Annotated in this window: 18 protein-coding genes; all 18 read left to right on the plus strand. The window is 62.5% G+C overall.

Going from position 1 to position 19437, the window contains the following annotated elements; all coding sequences use genetic code 11:
• Nucleotides 1–214: 214 nt before the first annotated feature.
• Nucleotides 215–1426 carry a precorrin-6y C5,15-methyltransferase (decarboxylating) subunit CbiE gene (gene cbiE / locus CAG25_RS03200; protein ID WP_085611019.1) on the plus strand — a complete coding sequence of 404 codons (1212 nt, stop codon included), beginning with the start codon at nt 215–217 and terminating at the stop codon, nt 1424–1426.
• On the plus strand, nt 1419–2516 hold the full coding sequence (locus CAG25_RS03205) for a cobalt-precorrin-5B (C(1))-methyltransferase (RefSeq protein ID WP_085611020.1): 1098 nt from the start codon (nt 1419–1421) through the stop codon (nt 2514–2516). The genes cbiE and CAG25_RS03205 overlap by 8 nt, the downstream gene beginning before the upstream one ends.
• A complete protein-coding gene (locus CAG25_RS03210) occupies nt 2513–3241 on the plus strand; it encodes a cobalt-precorrin-6A reductase (RefSeq protein WP_085611021.1) in 729 nt (242 codons plus the stop codon). Before CAG25_RS03205 ends, CAG25_RS03210 begins: the two co-directional genes overlap by 4 nt.
• 191 nt (nt 3242–3432) lie before the next feature.
• Nucleotides 3433–3735 carry a type II toxin-antitoxin system RelE/ParE family toxin gene (locus CAG25_RS03215; RefSeq protein WP_085611238.1) on the plus strand — a complete coding sequence of 101 codons (303 nt, stop codon included), beginning with the start codon at nt 3433–3435 and terminating at the stop codon, nt 3733–3735.
• 3 nt (nt 3736–3738) lie between these two features.
• The gene (locus tag CAG25_RS03220; RefSeq protein WP_085609233.1) at nt 3739–4029 is read left to right on the plus strand and encodes an addiction module antidote protein; all 291 of its coding nucleotides are present in this window, start codon (nt 3739–3741) and stop codon (nt 4027–4029) included.
• A 97-nt stretch (nt 4030–4126) separates the two neighbouring features.
• Nucleotides 4127–4528 (plus strand): DUF2946 domain-containing protein, encoded by a 402-nt coding sequence (locus tag CAG25_RS03225; protein WP_039772017.1) that lies wholly within the window; start codon nt 4127–4129, stop codon nt 4526–4528.
• 48 nt (nt 4529–4576) lie between these two features.
• Entirely contained in the window at nt 4577–5056 is a 480-nt protein-coding gene (locus tag CAG25_RS03230; RefSeq protein ID WP_085611022.1) for a copper chaperone PCu(A)C, read from the plus strand.
• A gap of 21 nt (nt 5057–5077) precedes the next feature.
• The gene (locus tag CAG25_RS03235; RefSeq protein ID WP_085611023.1) at nt 5078–5524 is read left to right on the plus strand and encodes a DUF2946 domain-containing protein; all 447 of its coding nucleotides are present in this window, start codon (nt 5078–5080) and stop codon (nt 5522–5524) included.
• Between the two features lie 84 nt (nt 5525–5608).
• Complete coding sequence (locus tag CAG25_RS03240) at nt 5609–7729, plus strand: TonB-dependent copper receptor (protein WP_085611024.1); 2121 nt, start codon at nt 5609–5611, stop codon at nt 7727–7729.
• An 80-nt stretch (nt 7730–7809) separates the two neighbouring features.
• Complete coding sequence (locus tag CAG25_RS03245; RefSeq protein WP_085611025.1) at nt 7810–9189, plus strand: PepSY domain-containing protein; 1380 nt, start codon at nt 7810–7812, stop codon at nt 9187–9189.
• Nucleotides 9190–9351: 162 nt separating this feature from the next.
• Complete coding sequence (locus CAG25_RS03250) at nt 9352–11478, plus strand: TonB-dependent siderophore receptor (RefSeq protein WP_085611026.1); 2127 nt, start codon at nt 9352–9354, stop codon at nt 11476–11478.
• A 12-nt stretch (nt 11479–11490) separates the two neighbouring features.
• On the plus strand, nt 11491–12279 hold the full coding sequence (locus tag CAG25_RS03255; RefSeq protein ID WP_085611027.1) for an ABC transporter ATP-binding protein: 789 nt from the start codon (nt 11491–11493) through the stop codon (nt 12277–12279).
• A complete protein-coding gene (locus CAG25_RS03260) occupies nt 12276–13223 on the plus strand; it encodes an ABC transporter substrate-binding protein (protein WP_085611028.1) in 948 nt (315 codons plus the stop codon). Before CAG25_RS03255 ends, CAG25_RS03260 begins: the two co-directional genes overlap by 4 nt.
• Entirely contained in the window at nt 13220–14230 is a 1011-nt protein-coding gene (locus CAG25_RS03265) for an iron ABC transporter permease (protein ID WP_085611029.1), read from the plus strand. Before CAG25_RS03260 ends, CAG25_RS03265 begins: the two co-directional genes overlap by 4 nt.
• Nucleotides 14231–14435: 205 nt before the next feature.
• Nucleotides 14436–15701, plus strand: a complete 1266-nt coding sequence (gene urtA / locus CAG25_RS03270; protein ID WP_085611030.1) for an urea ABC transporter substrate-binding protein — start codon at nt 14436–14438, stop codon at nt 15699–15701.
• 172 nt (nt 15702–15873) lie between these two features.
• On the plus strand, nt 15874–17376 hold the full coding sequence (gene urtB, locus CAG25_RS03275) for an urea ABC transporter permease subunit UrtB (protein WP_085611031.1): 1503 nt from the start codon (nt 15874–15876) through the stop codon (nt 17374–17376).
• A complete protein-coding gene (gene urtC / locus CAG25_RS03280) occupies nt 17376–18455 on the plus strand; it encodes an urea ABC transporter permease subunit UrtC (RefSeq protein ID WP_039766758.1) in 1080 nt (359 codons plus the stop codon). The genes urtB and urtC overlap by 1 nt, the downstream gene beginning before the upstream one ends.
• Complete coding sequence (gene urtD / locus CAG25_RS03285) at nt 18452–19321, plus strand: urea ABC transporter ATP-binding protein UrtD (RefSeq protein WP_007950599.1); 870 nt, start codon at nt 18452–18454, stop codon at nt 19319–19321. Before urtC ends, urtD begins: the two co-directional genes overlap by 4 nt.
• The last annotated feature ends 116 nt before the right edge of the window (nt 19322–19437 follow it).

Raw genomic sequence — 19437 nt, forward strand, 5'->3', positions numbered from 1 at the left:
ATTAAATAATCGTTCAGAAAATGATCCAGTGCGTTTTATGGGTAACGTTCAACTTGATCAAAAACCAAAATAACAAAGACGCTCGATCCACCAATCGGTTTTCAGCCACATAACATGTCTACGCTGCCTTCGCCTGCAACAAGGCAGCAACGCCAGACAACAGAAGCCGCGCTATCATGCGCCGATTGAACGGCGCACGAGATTGAGGAACGGCATGACACCCTGGCTGACGGTAGTGGGAATCGGTGAAGACGGCTTCAAGGGCCTGGGCAAGAATGCCCGCCGCGCCGTGCTGGGCGCCTCGCGGATCATCGGCGGCCAGCGTCAACTGGACCTGTTGCCGGCGTGCATCGGTGGCGAGCGCCAGTTGTGGCCGAGCCCGTTCTCCCTGGCCCCGGTTCTTGAACGCCGTGGCGAAGCGGTCTGCGTGCTGGCCAGTGGTGATCCGATGTACTACGGCGTTGGCGCAAGTCTGGCGCGGCAGGTGCCAGGAGTCGAGATGCTGGTTCTGCCAGCGCCATCCTCATGCTCGCTGGCGGCCGCCCGACTGGGCTGGCCGTTGCAGGACGTCAGTGTGTTGTCGCTGGTGGCCCGCCCTCTTGCGGCCCTCAACGCGCAACTGTTCAGCGGCGTGCGCCTGTTGCTGCTGAGCAATGACGGCCAGAGCCCGGCGGCGGTTGCCACGTTGCTGCGTGAACGCGGATTCGGCGCCAGTCGTCTGAGCGTCCTGGAGCATCTGGGCGGCAGCGCCGAACGCCGAATCGACAGCACCGCCAACCACTGGAACGACCCGCTCATTGCCGACCTCAACGTGATCGCCATCGAATGCCTGGCCGATCCGCATACACCGCGCCTGTCGCGCCTGGCCGGCCTGCCGGACTCGGCCTTCGAGCACGACGGCCAACTGACCAAGCGCGACGTACGCGCCATCACCCTCGCCCGCCTCGCCCCGACCCCGGGCGAACTGTTGTGGGACGTCGGCGCCGGCAGCGGCTCGATCGGCATCGAGTGGATGCGCGCGCACCCGAGCTGCCGCGCCCTGGCCATCGAGGCCGACGAGGGTCGCCAGCAACTGATCGAACACAACCGTGATGCCTTGGGCGTTCCTGGCCTGCAACTGATTCGCGGCAGCGCCCCGCAGGCCCTCACCGGGCTGGAGCGTCCGGACGCCATTTTCATCGGCGGCGGCGTGACCCGCGAAGGGGTGCTCGACACCTGCTGGGAACACCTCAAACCCGGTGGCCGACTGGTGGCCAACGCCGTGACGCTGCAAAGCGAAATGACCTTGATGGCCTGGCGCGAACGCCACGGTGGCGAGTTGACCCGCATCCACATTGCCCAGGCACAGCCGCTGGGCGAGTTCGACACCTGGCGCCAGGCCTTGCCGATCTCCCTGCTCGATCTGGTCAAACCCCTTGATGCGTGACGAAACCGCCGAACAACCCGCGCCCCTGCGCAGCGGCCTGACCACCGGCAGCTGCGCCACGGCCACCAGCCTCGCCGCTGCCCGTCTGCTGCTCGGTGGCTCATCGGCCGACGCCGTGCAGATCGTGTTGCCCAAGGGCAAGCAGGTGCAGATGCGTCTGGAGTTCTGCCGGCTGACCGAAGACGGCGCCGAAGCCGGAACGATCAAGGATGCCGGCGATGATCCGGACGTGACTCACGGCGCCCTGCTTTATTCGCGGGTGCGGCTGATGGCCGAGCCGGGGATTCGCTTCATGGCCGGCAAGGGCGTCGGCACCGTGACCCGGCCGGGGCTGGTGCTGGGCGTCGGCGAACCGGCGATCAACCCGGTGCCGCGCAAGATGATCAGCGATCACCTGACCCTGCTCGCCGAAGAAACCGGCTATCGCGGCGGCTTCGAGGTGACGGTCAATGTCGAGGGCGGCGAAGCTTTGGCATTGAAAACCATGAACCCGCGTCTGGGGATTCTCGGCGGCTTGTCGATCCTCGGCACCAGCGGCATCGTCCGGCCGTTTTCCTGCGCGGCGTACATTGCCTCGATCCATCAAGGCATCGACGTGGCAAAAACCAACGGCTACCTGCACATCGCCGCCTGCACCGGCAACGCCAGCGAAGACACCATGCGCCGGGTCTACAACCTGCCGGAAATCGCCCTGATCGAAATGGGCGACTTCGTCGGCGCCGTGCTCAAGCACCTGCGCAAAGTGCCTGTGGATAAACTCAGCCTGTGCGGGGGCTTCGGCAAGATCAGCAAACTGGCGGCCGGGCACATGGACCTGCACTCGCGTCATTCGAGCATCGACCTGCCGCAACTGGCCGACTGGGCGGCGGCAATTGGCGCCGACGACACCTTGCAGCAAGCCATTCGCGAGGCGAACACCAGCCAGCAGGCGTTGGCGATGGCCCGTGCGGCGGGTGTTGCCCTCGGTGATGAAGTTTGCCGCCATGCTCTGGAGTTCGCCCGCAGCGTGGTGCCGGCTCAGGTGCAGGTCGAGGTGTTTGCGATTGATCGTCAGGGTGGCATTGTTGGCCATGCGGGTGCCTTTGAATGAAGCGAATCTTGTTGCTCGGCGGCGTGACTGAAGCGCTCGCCATCGCACGCACGTTGGGACCGGAACACATTTACAGCCTGGCCGGTGTCGGCCGGGTGCCGACCGATCTGACGTGTCAGGTGCGCGTCGGCGGCTACGGCGGTGCCGAAGGCCTGGCGCAGTTCATTCGCGATGAAGGCATCAATCTTCTGTTCGACGCGACCCATCCCTACGCCGCGCAAATCAGCCGGAACGCCGCCACCGCCGCGCAACTCACCGGTATCCCCTGCTGGGCCCTGCGCCGCCCCGCGTGGCAACCGCAACCCGGCGATGACTGGCGCGAAGTCGCCGACTGGGCCGAACTGATCACCGCCCTCGAACCCTTCCGCCGCCCCCTGTTCACCCTGGGCCGCGAACCGCTGCAACACCTCGACGAAATCCCCGCGCACCAGTTCTGGACCCTGCGCGCCCTCGACATTTATCCCGGCAACGAACGCTGCGAAATCATCGGCGCCCGTGGACCGTTTCTGCTGCAGGATGAACGGACCCTGTTCGAAAGCCGGCAGATCGACGTGCTGATCAGCAAGAACAGCGGCAGCACCGCAACCGAGCCGAAACTGGAAGTGGCGCGGGAGCTTGGGGTTCCGGTGATGGTGTTGAAGCGGCCGGTGTTGGCGAGGGTTGATCGGGAGTTCAAGAGTACGTCTGAAGTCCTGGAAGCCCTCTCTACGTCAGATAATTCCTGATTTCGAGCTAATCCTTGATTTGACCGGCAGAATTTCAGGAACCAGCCGACTGTTCGCCCCTGCCACCTCACGCCAAGATTTCGATTCCTTTAATCCACACAGATTTGCAGCGAGCAAATTCTTGAAGCGCACTGCTGCCTTCAAGAAAAATGCGGCTTGTCAGTCTGTATCCCAAGGAATACGATTTCGACATGATCGAATTTGAACGATCCCCTGCATTTGCCGATTGGCTCGACTCGATGAAAGACACCAACGGCAAAGCTCGCATCATCGCCAGAATTCGAGGTGCAGAGCATGGAAATATGGGTGATTGCGAGTTCGTTGGCAGTGCCGTTTATGAAATGCGCGTTCATTACGGTCCCGGCTACAGGATGTACTTCACACGTAAAGGTAACGTGATTTATCTGCTACTGCTGGGGGGCGACAAGTCGACACAAAAACGAGATATCAAACGCGCCATCCGGATGGCGCAAAGCATCGGTAATGAGGAGTAAGTCATGACCGAAAAATTCACCCGCTTCGACGCTGCAGAGTTTCTTAAAACGCCGGAGGAAATGGCGGCTTACCTGGACGCCTGTTTTGACGAAGATGCTGGCGATGGCGTTCTCATCCGTGCAGCGCTTAATGACATTGCCCGCGCCCAAGGCATGACTCAGGTTGCGCGGGATGCAGGTCTGGGTCGTGAAAGCCTTTATAAAGCGCTGAGCAGCACTGGAAATCCGGAATTCGCGACTATCATGAAAGTCATGAAGGCGCTGGGTTTGCGGCTGCATGCCGTAGCAGGCTGAATCCTCTGCGACACCAAACCGCACGACGCTTTTTTACTTATCGGCCCTGATCAGGCTAAATAGCCGCGCCTGATCGCCCACCCCACGGATCTGTCCCATGAACCGACACCGGCTCGCATTTGCCTGGATCGCCTGCTTTGCAGTGCTGTTCAACATGCTCGCCATGCCGTTGACGGGAGCGATGGCGCAGGCGGCGCAGACGCCGGCCGAGCAGTTGTTGTGGAGCAGTTTCTGCACCGGCAGCGGGACGAAGATGGTGGCGATCGACATCGGCAGCCTCGATCAAAAAGCGCCGCAAAGCGGTGACAATCATTCGACCATGCAGCATTGCTGGTGCTGTTCCGGATCGGCGCCGGTGGTGGCGTTGCCGGGGCATTCGCCGCAGCTGTATTTCGCTCAGTACGAAAGTAATCGCAGTGTGGCGCCCGCCTTGCTGCAAACCCCGACACCGCGCCAGCAATGGCCGAGCCTCAATCCCCGCGCCTCTCCTCTGGTCTGATTTGTTCCCGCATTTGACCTGCGTTTCAAATCGTTCTGGAGAACTGCCATGTTGAACAAATTCATCGTCATCGCTGCGCTTTTGCTGCCTGCGTGCTTCGTCCATGCCCACGAATACAAGGCCGGCGAGCTGGAAATCGCCCACCCGTGGTCGCAGGAACTGCCGCCGAACGCGCCGACCGTTGCCGCGTATTTCATCATTCACAACGCCGGCAAGACGGCTGACCGCCTGCTCAGCGTCGACTCGCCGATTGCCCCGACAGCGGAACTGCACGAGCACGTGATGCAGGGCGATCTGATGAAGATGCAACAGGTGCCGAACGTGGCGATCCCGGCCGGTGAAAACGTGACATTCGCGCCGATGGCCTATCACGTGATGCTGATGAATCCGACCGACCGCAGTCTGCTGACCGACGGCAAGCGCTTTCCCCTGACGATGCACTTTGAAAAGGCCGGTGACGTGACCGTCGAAGTCGCCGTGCAGAAGAAGCCGCCGCAAGCCACGCAAGCCCACGCGCACGCCCAGTAGCCGTTCCGGCAGACTCCGCCCATGCGCCCCCTGAGCGCCAGGCCCTCCCTGCAACGCCGTCAGACTGAACACCTGACCCGCGGCAGCTGGATCGCCCTGTTCGCCATGTTGATGATCTTCATCGGCCCGCTGATTTCCCAGTCAATGCCGATGGATCAGCACGCCTCGACAACCATGCCAATGAGCATGGACATGTCGATGGACATGGCGGGTATGGATCATTCCGCGCATGAAACAAAACCCTCGGCCGAACACTGCCCGCCACAATCCTCGCACCACGTACTGTGGGAAAAATGCGGTTATTGCAGCCTGCTGTTCAACTGCCCGGCGCTGACCGGCGGTGGCAGCTTCGCCACCTTCAGCATTCCACTGGTCAACACCTTCACCCCACCCTCCCCGCGTCTGGGCCATGCCCGGCAGACCTTTTTCCCCGGCGCCCGCACCCGCGCCCCGCCCGTCGCAGCGTAAACACCCACCTCTGATTGCACACGGTTGAGAAGACAGCTTCAGGCTGCCGGCCGTGTTGTTTACGACTGTTTGATGGAAATTGTCATGTCCAGGTTTTCTGCTGTCCCACGCCCGGGTTCTGCCCCGGCGTCCTTTGCTCTGAACGAATCCCGCGTTCGCTTCAGACACGCGACCGCCGTCCTTTGCGGCGTCCTGCTGTCCCCGCTGGTCCACGCCGACGAACACGCCGGCCACGCTGAAGAACTGAGCCCGACGGTGATCACCGCCATCGCCCCGAGCTCACCGCTGACCATCGTCACCAACCCGAAAGACCCGCGCCAACCGGTGCCGGCCAGCGACGGCGGCGACTACCTGAAGACCATTCCCGGCTTCGCCCTGGTGCGCAACGGCGGCACCAACGGTGATCCGGTATTGCGCGGCATGTTCGGTTCGCGCCTGAACATCCTCACCAACGGCAGCATGATGCTCGGCGCCTGCCCCGGCCGAATGGACGCGCCGACCTCGTACATTTCGCCCGAGACCTACGACAAACTCACCGTGATCAAAGGCCCGCAAACCGTGCTTTATGGACCGGGCGCCTCGGCCGGCACGATCCTGTTCGACCGCGAACCGGAAAGCTTCGGCGAACTGGGCACGCGGGTGAACGCCAGCGTGCTGGCCGGCTCCCACGGGCGCTTCGACAAAGTCGTCGATGCGGCGGCCGGCGGTTCGTTGGGCTACGTGCGGGTGATCGGCAACACCGCGCATTCCGACGATTACCGCGACGGCAACAACGACATCGTTGCCTCGCGCTATGACAAGTGGAACGGCGACGTGGCGCTGGGCTGGACACCGGACGCCGACACCCTGATCGAACTCACCGCCGGCAAGGGCGACGGCCAAGCGCGCTACGCCGGACGCGGCATGGACGGCTCGCAATTCCTGCGCGAAAGCCTCGGTCTGCGCTTCGAGAAATCCAACCTCACCGAGGTGCTGGAGAAGCTCGAAGCGCAGGTCTACTACAACTACGCCGACCACGTGATGGACAACTACACCCTGCGCACACCGTCCGGCACCGGGATGATGGCGGGACCGATGGCGTCCAACGTCGACCGTCGTACCCTCGGCGCGCGCATCAAGGCCACCTGGCGCTGGGCCGACATCCAGCTGATCACCGGGCTCGATGCGCAGACCAACGAACACCGGCAGCGCAGCGGCATGGGCATCGATACCTACAAGGATCAGCCGTTCACCAAGGACGCCGACTTCCATAACTACGGCGTGTTCAGCGAAATGACCTGGTACGCCGCCGACCGCGACCGGCTGATTGCCGGCGCCCGGGTCGACCGCGCCTCGGCCAAGGATTATCGGCAGAGCACCGGCTCGGGAATGATGTCCCGGCCGAACCCGACCGCTGGCGATACCCGCGCCGACACCCTGCCGAGTGGTTTCATCCGTTACGAGCATGACCTGGCTGACAGCCCGACCACGCTCTACGCCGGGCTCGGCCACGCCCAGCGTTTTCCGGATTACTGGGAGCTGTTTTCGCCCAAATCCGGCCCGGCGGGTTCGGTCAATGCGTTCGATTCGATCAAGCCGGAAAAGACCACTCAGCTCGACTTCGGCGTGAACTACAAGAGCGCCGAACTTGAAGCCTGGGCCTCGGGTTACATCGGTGTGGTGCGCGATTACATCCTGTTCGACTACACCCCGGGGATGATGGGCATGAGCACTTCCCGCGCCGAGAACATCGACGCGCGGATCATGGGCGGTGAACTCGGTGCCGCTTACAAACTCACCGACAACTGGAAAGCCGATGCGACCCTGGCCTATGCCTGGGGCAAGAACAGCACCGACGGCAAGGCCCTGCCGCAGATGCCACCGCTGGATGCCCGCTTCGGCCTCACCTACAGCGAAGACAACTGGAGCGCCGGCGCACTGTGGAGGGTGGTTGCCGCGCAAAACCGTATCGACCAGAACAAGGGCAACGTGGTCGGCAAGGATTACGACAAGAGTTCAGGCTTCGGCGTGTTCTCGCTCAACGGTGCCTACCGGATCAACAAACACTGGAAGGTCAGTACCGGCGTCGACAACCTGTTCGGCAAGGCTTACGCCGAACACCTGAACCTGGCGGGCAACGCCGGGTTCGGCTACCCGGCCAACGACCCGCAAGCGATCAATGAACCGGGGCGCACGCTCTGGACCAAGGTGGACATGAGTTTCTAACCCTCAAGGGCACTCGCTCCCCTTGAGGGAGCGAGTGACAACAGACAACGAGAAGATCCAAGCCAAGCGGAGCACACGTGATGAAACAGCCCAAACCGAATTTCTACAACCTGGCCTGGCGTTGGCATTTTTATGCCGGATTGTTCGTCGCCCCGTTCATGGTGATGCTGGCCCTGACCGGCATCATTTACCTGTTCAAGCCGCAACTCGATTCGCTGATGTACAGCAGCCTGCTGAACGTCCCGGCCGGGCATCACACCGTGCCGGCCGACGACCTGCTGCAAAAGGTCAAAAGCGCTTATCCACAGGGCCAGGTCACCCAGTACCTGCCGCCGGTGAATGCCGAGCGCAGCGCGCAGTTTGTCGTGGCCAATGCCGGCCATGAGCTGAACGTGTTCGTCGATCCGTACCACGGCGACATCCTCGGCGAGCAGGATGCCAGGCAGAACCTGCAAGCCATCGCCCGGGCGATCCACGGCGAATTGATGATCGGCACCGTCGGTGACCGGTTGATCGAAATGGCCGCCGGCTGGGGCGTGGTGCTGGTGGTGTCCGGGGTTTTCCTGTGGTGGCCGCGAGGTCAGGCAGCAGGGATTCTGTGGCCACGCCTGAGCAGTCGCGGCCGCGTGCTGTGGCGTGACCTGCATGCCGTGACCGGATTCTGGGGCGCGGCATTGCTGCTGGTGATGCTGCTCAGCGGCATGACCTGGACCGGCTTCTGGGGCAAGCAGTACGCCCAGGTGTGGAACGTGTTCCCGGCGGCGATGTGGGACAACGTGCCAACCTCCGACGTCGAGGCCGGCAGCCTCAATAACGCCGCGCGCCAGACCGTACCCTGGGCGATGGAAAACACCCCGATGCCGATGTCCGGCGACCACGCCGAACACATGGCCCACGGTGGCATGCAACACGGCCCCGCTGCACCGACCATCCGCCTGCAGGATGTGCAAAACATCGCCGTTGAGCGCAAGGTCGAGCCGGGCTACAGCATCACCCTGCCGACCACCGCCACCGGCGTGTTCACCATCGCCGTGTTCGCCGACGACCCGCGCAACGACGCCACCCTGCACATCGATCAGTACACCGGCAAGGTTCTCGCCGATGTGCGCTTCGAGCAATACGGCGCGGTTGCCCGGGCTACCGAGATCGGCGTGATGCTCCACGAAGGCAAGATGTTCGGCACCTTCAACCAGATCATCGTGTTGCTGATCTGCCTGATGATCCTGCTCAGCGCCGTCAGCGGCGTAGTGATCTGGTGGAAGCGCCGGCCGCAGGGCAAGTTCGGCGTACCGCCGCTGCGCCACGATCTGCCGAAATGGAAAACCGGGGTGGCGATCATGCTCGCACTGGCGGTAGTGTTTCCGCTGGTGGGGGCTTCGCTGGTGGTGGTGTGGTTGCTGGATCGGCTGCTGTTGTCGCGTCTGGGCCGGCAAACTGAATCTGCCTCAACTTCATCGTGAATCACGCGAGATGCGCGATCCAGACAGATCTTTAAACTGCCGGGGCTTAAACTTCGGCATTTTTTAGTGTTACTGTATAACGCAAATTTGCTGCTCTGCCCGCAGCCATGCACCGTCATGAGCCTGCGGGCTTTTCTTTTGAAGAAGTGATTCACCGCCCCGATGAACAAGTACCTCTTGTCCAGCCTCTGTCTGTTCGCCCTGAACCACAGCGCCCACGCCGACAACGCGCCGCTGACGCTGCCCACCGGCACCATCACCGCCCCGGCCAATGACGACCCGACCGTCAGCCTGACCACGCCGACCAGCGCCGGCTCGCGTCTGAACCTCACAGCCATGGAAACCCCGGCCAGTGTCGAAAGCCTGAGCGGCGAACAGGTCCGCGCCCGTGGCGACCGCAGCGTGCAGGACGCGGTGTCGCGCAGCACCGGCATCAGTCGCACCGGCACGCCGGGTGATGGCGGCACTTCGTTGCAGGCCCGGGGTTTTACCGGGCAGAGTTCGGTGATGCAGTTGTATGACGGCAACCGCATGTACACCGGCATGGGCACGGTGACGTTTCCGGTCGACACCTGGTCGGTGGAACGCGTCGATGTCCTGCGCGGCCCGGCCTCGGTATTGTATGGCGAGGGCGCGACCGGCGCGGTGGTCAACGTGATTCCGAAGAAACCGTTCGAAGGCGAAATCGAAAACCATGTGCGGGTCGGCTACGGCTCATCTGACCGCCAGCAACAGGCGTTCGACAGCGGCGGCTCGCTGACCGACACCCTGAGCTATCGCCTCAACCTCAACCGCCTGCGCAGCAACGGCTGGGTCGATCGCGGCGACTCGTCCAGCGACTTTATCAACGCCTCCCTGCGCTGGCAGGCCACGGACGATCTGACCTTCACCCTCGCCCACGATTACGGCGATCAGCGCCCGCAAAACTACTTCGGCACACCGTTGATCAACGGCCAGTTGAAAGACAGCCTGCGCAACAAGAACTACAACGTGCGCGACGACAAGCAGCACTACAACGATCAATGGACCCGTCTGACCACGGATTGGCAGATCAACGATGCGGTCAGCGCCAGCAACGAGCTGTACTACCTCAAGGCCCAGCGCCGCTGGCAGAACGCCGAGAACTACAACTTCAACGCTGACAGCCAGCAACTCAGCCGCAGCGGCTACTTCGGCATCGGCCACAAACAGGAGCAGGTCGGCGACCGCCAGACCTTCACCTTCAAGCACTCGCTGTTCGGCCTCGACAGCCAGACCGTGACCGGCGTCGACTACAACCGCATCCGCTTCCAGCTCGACAGCAACTCGCCGTTCAACGACGTATTGCCGAACGGCCAGCCGCTGGATCGGTATCACCCGCAGACCGGCTATTTCGAGAGCGCCGATCCGTATCGCGGTCAGTTCGACAGCACCACAAAACAGATGTCGGTGTTCGCCGAAAACCGCACGCAACTGAGCGAGCGCTGGTCGCTGGTGACCGGTGTGCGCCGCGACTACGTGCATGTGGATCGCAACAACCTGGTCGACGGCAGTCAGAGCGACAAGACCCTGACCGGCAACAACTGGAAGGCCGGCCTGGTGTTCGCGCTGACGCAAGACACCTCGTTCTACGGCCAGGTTGCCACCAGCACCGATGGCATCGGCGGTTTGATTTCCCTGAGCCCGAGCCAGCAGCAATATGACCTGTCCACCGCGCGGCAAACCGAGATCGGCCTGAAGCAGCTGTTCTGGGATCAGCGTGGCGAGTTCACGCTGGCGGCGTATCGCATCGTGAAGAAGAAGTTGCTGACCGACGATCCGGGCAACCCGACGCTCAAGCAACAGGTCGGCCAGCAGTCGTCGAACGGCCTGGAGGCGAGCCTCGATCTGCAACTGCCGCACGCCTGGCAACTGCAGGCCAACGCCGCCATCGTCAAAGCCAAGTACGACGATTTCGAAGAAGTGGTCGGCGGCGTGCCGGTGTCGCGCAACGGCAATCGCCCGGTGGACGTGCCACGACGCACCGCCAATCTTTGGCTGAGCAAAGCGCTGGCCGATGACCTGAAAGCCGGCGCCGGCGTGCGTTATGTCGATGCGCGCTACGCCGATATGGCCAACCGCAACGAGCTGCCGAGCTACACCGTGGTCGATGCAACGTTGTCATGGAAAGCCGTGCGCAACACCACGCTGGGGTTGCAGGTGAACAATCTGTTTGACCGGACGTATGCACAAAGCCAATACAATGAGGGCCAGCAGTGGATTCTGGGTGAGCCTCGTTCGTTCTTTGTCACCGCTGACTACACCTTCTAGAACAGGAACGAAATGACCTCACTGTCCCTCACCCATCTCGCCTGGACACCCCTGGGCCACGGCCACTGCCATCACCAGTTCCAGCTGCGTGACGCCTCGTTGCAAGTGGCCGCCGGGGAGTTCGTCGGGTTGATCGGGCCCAATGGCAGCGGCAAGACCAGCCTGTTGCGCTGCGCCTATCGCTTCAGTCAGCCGGAACACGGTGAGGTCAGACTCGATCACCACAACGTGTGGAAGCAATCCTCGCGCTGGTGTGCGCAACGCATCGCCGTGGTGCTGCAGGAATTCCCCGACACCTTCGGCCTGACCGTCGAGGAAGTGGTCGCCATGGGCCGTACACCGCACAAAGGCCTGTTCGACGGCGACACGCTGGAAGACCGCCACCTCGCCACCCAGGCCCTCAAATCCGTGGGCCTCGACGGCTTCGAAGATCACGCGTTCGCCACGCTGTCCGGTGGAGAAAAACAGCGGGTGATCCTCGCCCGGGCCCTGACCCAGCAACCGCAACTGCTGATCCTCGACGAGCCGACCAACCACCTCGATCCGCGTTATCAACTTGAACTGCTGCAACTGGTCAAGCGTTTGCAGATCGGCACCCTGGCGAGCATCCACGACCTGAACCTCGCCGCCGCGTTCTGCGACCGTTTGTATGTGATCAACCACGGCCGGATCGTCGCCAGCGGCACGCCGCAAGAAGTGCTCACCGTCGAACTGCTGCGCGACGTATTCGGCGTCGAAGCATTGATCGATTCCCACCCCCTCCACGGCTACCCGCGAATCACCTGGATAACCCGACCATGACTGTGCGCTCCCTGCTTTGCCTCGCCCTGTTGCTGGGCACCACCCACGCCTTCGCCGAGGCGACGAAGTACCCGCTGACGATCCACAGCTGCAACCGTGAAGTGACCTTCAAGGAAGCGCCGAAGCATGCGGTCAGCCACGACATCAACATGACCCAGATGATGCTCGCCCTCGGCCTCAAGTCGAAGATGGCCGGCTACAGCGGCGTCAGTGGCTGGAAATCGGTAACGCCTGAAATGCAGTCGCTGCTCGACGGTTTGCCGGAGCTGGCGGCCAAGTACCCCTCGGTGGAAACCCTGCTCAACGCCAACGTCGATTTCTTCTTCGCCGGCTGGGATTACGGCATGCGCGTCGGTGGCGATCTCACGCCGCAGACCCTGCAACCGCTGGGCATCCATGTGTATGAACTGACCGAGTCCTGCGCCTTCGTGATGAAGCGCCCGGCCGCCACGCTGGACGACACCTACAACGACCTGCGCAACCTCGGAAAGATTTTCGACGTGCAGGATCGCGCCAACGCGCTGATCGCCGACATGCAAAGTCAGGTCGCCGACATCCGCAAAGACCTGCCTGCGGAAAAACCCCGGGTGTTCCTGTACGACAGCGGCGAAGACCGCGCCATGACCTCCGGCCGCCTCGGCATGCCGCAGGCGCTGATCGACGCCGCCGGCGGGCGCAACGTTCTCGATGACGTCGAAGCGAGCTGGACCCGAGTCAACTGGGAAACCGTGGTCGAGCGCAATCCGCAGGTGATCGTCATCGTCGATTACAGTGAAATCACCGCCGAGCAGAAGATTGAATTCCTGCTGAAGAACAAGGCCCTGCAATCGGTGGACGCGATCAAGAACCAGCGCTTCATCGTCATCCCTTACGTGCAGGCCACGCCGGGGATCGACAACGTGCTGGCGGTGGAAACCCTGGCCAAAGGTTTCCACGGCGAATGATCGATCGTCGCTATGCGCTGCTACTGATCGCCCTCGGTGCCGTGCTGCTGGTGTCGTGCGTGGTGTCGCTGGGCTTCGGCCCGGCGCGGGTGCCGGTGGACGTGGTGTGGCGGATTCTACTGCACAAACTGTTCGGCCTCGGTGTGGCGGACTGGAGCGCCGGCCAGGAACACATCGTCTGGCTGATCCGCGTACCGCGCATGTTGCTCGGTGCATTGGTCGGTGCCGGGCTGGCGTTGATCGGCGCGGTGCTGCAAGCGGTGACGCGCAATCCGCTGGCCGATCCACACCTGCTTGGCGTCACCTCCGGTGCCACGCTCGGTGCAGTGATCGTGGTGCTGCACATCGGCGAAATCGTCGGCCTGCTGACCTTGCCGATCGCCGCGTTCATCGGCGCGTTGTTGAGCATGTTTCTGGTGCTGGGCATCGCCAACCGCCAGGGTCGGCTGGACAGTGATCGTCTGCTGCTGTGTGGCGTGGCCGTTTCGTTCGTGATGATGGCGATCGCCAATCTGCTGTTGTTCATGGGCGATCATCGCGCCAGTTCGGCGGTGATGTTCTGGATGCTTGGCGGCCTAGGTCTGGCGCGCTGGGAGTTGTTGGCGGTGCCGGCGTTGAGCGTCCTGCTCGGATTGATTCTGCTGATCGGCATGGCCCGTCCGCTGAACGCCTTGATGGCCGGCGAACAGACCGCCGTCACCCTTGGCCTGAATGCGCGGGTGGTGCGCCTGCGGGTATTTGTGATCACCTCGCTGATGACCGGAGTGCTGGTGTCGATCAGTGGCTCCATCGGTTTTGTCGGGCTGATGGTGCCGCACATTGCCCGGCGCCTGATCGGTGCCGAGCATCGGCGTCTGCTGCCGGTGTGCGTGTTGCTCGGCAGCGTTTTCCTCGTCTGGGTGGACGTCGCCGCCCGCACGTTGATAGCCCCCGAAGACTTGCCCATCGGCGTTGCCACCGCAGCCCTCGGCGGGCTGTTCTTCATCGGCCTGATGCGCCGTCGCTGAACCCAGGGGGCGCGCCCCAATTTGGCGCGTCCCGCTGCACCTTTGCATGCAACACGTCCCCTCATGGTGCGCCGACTCAACGCGCGACCGCTCTAAACCGACATTTCCCTGCCCAAACCCGACCGGGCACAGCCCTTGCAAAACAGCCTTCAGTCGTTCGCATCTGCCAACCATAAAAAACTTTAACGTTCATGGAGATCGCACAATGAAGCGTCGCAGTTTGATCAAGGCTTTCACACTCACGGCATCGATTGCCGCGATGGGCATGACCTGGACCGTACAGGCCGCCGAGACCATCAAGGTCGGGATTCTGCATTCGTTGTCCGGCACCATGGCGATCTCCGAAACGTCGCTCAAGGACATGGCGTTGATGACCATCGACGAGATCAACGCCAAGGGCGGGGTGAACGGCAAGATGCTTGAACCGGTGGTGGTCGACCCGGCGTCGAACTGGCCGCTGTTCGCGGAAAAGGGCCGCCAGTTGCTGACCCAGGACAAGGTCGCGGTGGTGTTTGGTTGCTGGACCTCGGTGTCGCGCAAATCGGTGCTGCCGGTGTTCGAAGAGCTCAACGGCCTGCTGTTCTACCCGGTGCAATACGAAGGTGAAGAGATGTCGCCGAACGTGTTCTACACCGGCGCCGCGCCGAACCAGCAAGCGATCCCGGCGGTTGAATACCTGATGAGCGAAGAAGGCGGCAGCGCCAAGCGCTACTTCCTGCTTGGCACCGATTACGTGTACCCGCGCACCACCAACAAGATCCTGCGCTCGTTCCTGCACTCCAAAGGCGTAGCGGATAAAGACATCGAAGAGGTCTACACCCCGTTCGGCCACAGCGACTATCAAACCATCGTCGCCAACATCAAAAAATTCTCGGCCGGCGGCAAGACCGCTGTGATCTCCACCGTCAACGGCGACTCCAACGTGCCGTTCTACAAAGAGCTGGCCAACCAGGGCCTGAAGGCGACCGACGTACCGGTGGTGGCGTTCTCGGTGGGCGAAGAAGAACTGCGCGGCATCGACACCAAGCCGCTGGTGGGCAACCTCGCGGCATGGAACTACTTCGAGTCGGTGGAGAACCCGGTGAACAAGAAGTTCGTCGATGACTGGAAAGCCTACGCGAAGAAACACAACCTGCCGGGCGCCGACAAGGCCGTGACCAACGACCCGATGGAAGCCACTTACGTCGGCATCCACATGTGGGCGCAGGCGGCGGAGAAAGCCAAATCCACCGACGTCGACAAGGTCCGCGAAGCCCTCGGCGGCCAGACCTTCGCCGCGCCGTCCGGCTACACCCTGACCATGGACAAGACCAATCACCACCTGCACAAACCGGTGATGATCGGCGAGATCCAGAGCGACGGTCAGTTCAACGTGGTGTGGCAGACCGAAGGGCCGATCCGTGCGCAGCCGTGGAGCCGGTTCATTCCGGGTAATGACAAGAAGCCGGAGTATGCGGTGAAGAGCAACTGAGCCATTGGATGCCCGCCTCGATACTTGAGGCGGGTACAAATCCCTGTGGGAGCGACGGTTCGACGCTTCGACCTGCTCGCGATGACGGCAGCACATTCAACATCACTGTGACTGAACCACCGCTATCGCGAGCAGGCTCGCTCCCACAATAGTCCGAGCAAGGCGACTCTCTATGCCCACTGCCTTTTATCGCTTGATCCTGGCCCTCGCACTTTTGCTGCCGATGGCTACCCATGCAGGCGACGCCGAAGACTTCGTCGCCGCCAACTCGACGCAACAGGCCAAACTGCTGGAAGCCTGGGCCGCGCAGCCCGATCCGGCGCGTGTCGAACTGATCAACGCCCTGCAACAAGGCGAACTGACCGTCGACGGCCAACCCAAGACCCTGCGCCTGAACAACCGCCTGCGGGGTCTGATCGACACCGCGCTGGCCAGCCACCAATTGCTCGCCGCCGACGCCAAAACCCGTCTGAGCGCCGCGCAGCAATTGCAGAAAAGCGCCAAACCGGCGCAGCTGAAATTCCTCGACCGGCAACTGGCTGGCGAACAAGACGAAAGCGTCCACGCCGCCCTGAGCCTGGCGCTGGCCAACCTGCAACTGGTCGACACCGACCCGGCGGTGCGCCTGGCGGCCGTGCGTCTGCTCGGTGAAACCGGCGACCCATTGGCCCGTACTCGCCTCGAAGGTTTGCTCGAACCTGGCGTCGAAACCGATGCCAATGTGCGCACCGCCGCCGAAACCAGCCTCGCCCAGGTCAAGCGCAAACTGCTGATCGGCGAACTGCTCGGCCAGGCCTTCAGCGGCATGTCCCTCGGTTCGATTCTGTTGCTCGCGGCGCTGGGTCTGGCGATCACTTTCGGCCTGCTCGGCGTGATCAACATGGCCCACGGCGAGATGCTGATGCTCGGCGCCTACTCGACCTACGTGGTGCAGTTGATGTTCCAGCGCTACGCGCCGCAGGCCATCGAGTTCTATCCTCTGATTGCGCTGCCGGTGGCGTTCTTCGTCACCGCCGCCATCGGCATGGCCCTGGAACGCACGGTGATCCGTCACCTCTACGGTCGACCACTGGAAACCCTGCTCGCCACCTGGGGCATCAGCCTGATGCTGATTCAGCTGGTGCGTCTGGTGTTCGGTGCGCAGAACGTGGAAGTGGCGAACCCGGCGTGGCTGTCCGGCGGGATTCAGGTGTTGCCGAATCTGGTGCTGCCGTACAACCGCATCGTGATCATCGCGTTTGCGTTGTTCGTGGTGGTGCTGACCTGGCTGCTGCTGAACAAGACCCGCCTGGGTCTGAACGTGCGTGCCGTCACCCAGAACCGCAACATGGCCGCCTGTTGCGGCGTGCCCACCGGTCGCGTCGACATGCTCGCCTTCGGCCTCGGCTCGGGCATCGCCGGGCTCGGTGGCGTGGCGCTGAGCCAGATCGGCAACGTCGGCCCGGATCTCGGCCAGAGCTACATCATCGACTCGTTCCTGGTGGTGGTGCTCGGCGGCGTCGGGCAACTGGCCGGCAGCGTGTTCGCCGCGTTCGGCCTGGGCATCGCCAACAAGATTCTCGAACCGCAGATCGGTGCGGTACTCGGCAAGATCCTGATCCTCGCGCTGATCATTCTGTTCATCCAGAAACGTCCGCAAGGCCTCTTCGCACTGAAAGGACGGGTGATCGACTGATGAACCAGCCTCTACTAGTCACGGCCACACAAAAGGCCGGCCCGAAAGTCACCCTCGCCATCGGCGCGGTGGTGCTCGCCTTGCTGATCGCCCTGCCTCTGCTGTCGCTGTTGCCGGCGGACAGCTCGCTGCATGTTTCGGCCTACACCCTGACGCTGGTGGGCAAGATTCTCTGCTACGCCATCGTCGCCCTGGCACTGGATCTGGTCTGGGGTTACGCCGGTCTCCTGTCGCTGGGCCACGGTCTGTTCTTCGCCCTCGGCGGTTATGCGATGGGCATGTACCTGATGCGCCAGGCTGCCGGCGATGGCTTGCCGGCGTTCATGACCTTCCTGTCGTGGACCGAGTTGCCGTGGTACTGGAGCGGCACCGGCAGCTTCCTCTGGGCGATGTGCCTGGTGGTGTTGGCGCCGGGGTTGCTGGCGCTGGTGTTCGGTTTTTTCGCCTTCCGCTCAAGGATCAAGGGCGTGTATTTCTCGATCATGACCCAGGCCCTGACCTTCGCCGGGATGCTGCTGTTTTTCCGCAACGAGACCGGCTTCGGCGGCAACAACGGCTTCACCAATTTCCGCACGATCCTCGGTTTCGGTATCACCGAACCGGGCACTCGCGCGGTGCTGTTTCTGGCGACGGTGCTGTTGTTGGTGGCGAGCCTGTTCATCGGCTGGCGGCTGGCGCGCAGCAAGTTCGGCCGGGTTCTGACCGCGTTGCGTGACGCGGAAAATCGCCTGATGTTCTGCGGCTACGACCCGCGCGGCTTCAAGCTGTTCGTCTGGGTGTTGAGTGCGGTGTTGTGTGGTCTGGCCGGTGCGTTGTACGTACCGCAGGTGGGGATCATCAACCCGAGCGAAATGTCGCCGACCAACTCGATCGAAGCCGCTGTGTGGGTGGCCCTTGGCGGACGCGGCACCTTGATCGGCCCGCTGCTCGGTGCCGGCGTGGTCAACGGCATGAAGAGCTGGTTCACCGTAGCGTTCCCCGAATACTGGCTGTTCTTCCTCGGCGCGCTGTTCATCGTCGTGACGTTGTACCTGCCCAAGGGCGTGATCGGTCTGCTGAAGAAACGAGGTGAATCATGAGAGTCACGGCGAGCGCTGAATTCATGCTGGAACCGGCCTTTTTCCCGGTGGAACCGAACAAGGACGAAGGCACCAGCCGCGACTCGATCGGCCTCGGGCAACGCGTAGGTCCGGGCCTCGACACCCGCCACGGCACGATCCTGACTCTGGAAGACATCAGCGTCAGTTTCGACGGCTTCCGCGCGCTGAACAATCTGAACCTGTACATCGGCGTCGGCGAACTGCGCTGCATCATCGGCCCCAACGGCGCGGGCAAGACCACGCTGATGGACGTGATCACCGGCAAGACTCGCCCGAGCCACGGCAAGGCGTGGTTCGGTGAAACCCTCGACCTGACGCAGATGAGCGAAGTGCAGATCGCCCAGGCCGGCATCGGTCGCAAATTCCAGAAACCGACGGTGTTCGAAGCATTGAGCGTGTTCGAAAACCTGGAGCTGGCACAGAAAACCGACAAGTCGGTGTGGGCCAGCCTGCGGGCAAAGTTGAGCGGCGAGCAGAAAGACCGGATCAGCGAGGTGCTCGACACCATTCGCCTGACCACCTCGGTCAATCGTCCGGCAGGGCTGCTGTCCCACGGGCAGAAACAGTTTCTGGAAATCGGCATGTTGCTGATGCAGGACCCGCAACTGCTGCTGCTCGATGAACCGGTGGCCGGCATGACCGACGCCGAAACCGAGTTCACTGCCGAGCTGTTCAAGTCGCTGGCAGGCAAGCATTCGCTGATGGTGGTGGAACACGACATGGGCTTCGTCGGCTCGATTGCCGACCACGTCACGGTGTTGCATCAGGGCAGCGTGCTGGCCGAGGGATCGCTGGAGCAGGTGCAGGACAACGAGCGCGTGATCGAAGTCTATCTCGGCCGCTGAAACTGCAAACACCTTTCCAATGTGGGAGCGGGCTTGCTCGCGAATGCGGTGTGTCATTCAAAGTTGATGGTGACTGATCTACCGCATTCGCGAGCAAGCCCGCTCCCACAGGGGGA

The sequence above is a fragment of the Pseudomonas sp. B16(2017) genome (assembly GCF_002113205.1).
GTDB lineage: Bacteria > Pseudomonadota > Gammaproteobacteria > Pseudomonadales > Pseudomonadaceae > Aquipseudomonas > Aquipseudomonas pharyngis.

Excerpts from the sequence above, each read along its gene's own strand:
- cbiE (WP_085611019.1), top strand. The coding sequence starts at position 215 with ATGACACCCTGGCTGACGGTAGTGGGAATCGGTGAAGACGGCTTCAAG.
- CAG25_RS03205 (WP_085611020.1), top strand. The coding sequence starts at position 1,419 with ATGCGTGACGAAACCGCCGAACAACCCGCGCCCCTGCGCAGCGGCCTG.
- CAG25_RS03210 (WP_085611021.1), top strand. The coding sequence starts at position 2,513 with ATGAAGCGAATCTTGTTGCTCGGCGGCGTGACTGAAGCGCTCGCCATC.
- CAG25_RS03215 (WP_085611238.1), top strand. The coding sequence starts at position 3,433 with ATGATCGAATTTGAACGATCCCCTGCATTTGCCGATTGGCTCGACTCG.
- CAG25_RS03220 (WP_085609233.1), top strand. The coding sequence starts at position 3,739 with ATGACCGAAAAATTCACCCGCTTCGACGCTGCAGAGTTTCTTAAAACG.
- CAG25_RS03225 (WP_039772017.1), top strand. The coding sequence starts at position 4,127 with ATGAACCGACACCGGCTCGCATTTGCCTGGATCGCCTGCTTTGCAGTG.
- CAG25_RS03230 (WP_085611022.1), top strand. The coding sequence starts at position 4,577 with ATGTTGAACAAATTCATCGTCATCGCTGCGCTTTTGCTGCCTGCGTGC.
- CAG25_RS03235 (WP_085611023.1), top strand. The coding sequence starts at position 5,078 with ATGCGCCCCCTGAGCGCCAGGCCCTCCCTGCAACGCCGTCAGACTGAA.
- CAG25_RS03240 (WP_085611024.1), top strand. The coding sequence starts at position 5,609 with ATGTCCAGGTTTTCTGCTGTCCCACGCCCGGGTTCTGCCCCGGCGTCC.
- CAG25_RS03245 (WP_085611025.1), top strand. The coding sequence starts at position 7,810 with ATGAAACAGCCCAAACCGAATTTCTACAACCTGGCCTGGCGTTGGCAT.
- CAG25_RS03250 (WP_085611026.1), top strand. The coding sequence starts at position 9,352 with ATGAACAAGTACCTCTTGTCCAGCCTCTGTCTGTTCGCCCTGAACCAC.
- CAG25_RS03255 (WP_085611027.1), top strand. The coding sequence starts at position 11,491 with ATGACCTCACTGTCCCTCACCCATCTCGCCTGGACACCCCTGGGCCAC.
- CAG25_RS03260 (WP_085611028.1), top strand. The coding sequence starts at position 12,276 with ATGACTGTGCGCTCCCTGCTTTGCCTCGCCCTGTTGCTGGGCACCACC.
- CAG25_RS03265 (WP_085611029.1), top strand. The coding sequence starts at position 13,220 with ATGATCGATCGTCGCTATGCGCTGCTACTGATCGCCCTCGGTGCCGTG.
- urtA (WP_085611030.1), top strand. The coding sequence starts at position 14,436 with ATGAAGCGTCGCAGTTTGATCAAGGCTTTCACACTCACGGCATCGATT.
- urtB (WP_085611031.1), top strand. The coding sequence starts at position 15,874 with ATGCCCACTGCCTTTTATCGCTTGATCCTGGCCCTCGCACTTTTGCTG.
- urtC (WP_039766758.1), top strand. The coding sequence starts at position 17,376 with ATGAACCAGCCTCTACTAGTCACGGCCACACAAAAGGCCGGCCCGAAA.
- urtD (WP_007950599.1), top strand. The coding sequence starts at position 18,452 with ATGAGAGTCACGGCGAGCGCTGAATTCATGCTGGAACCGGCCTTTTTC.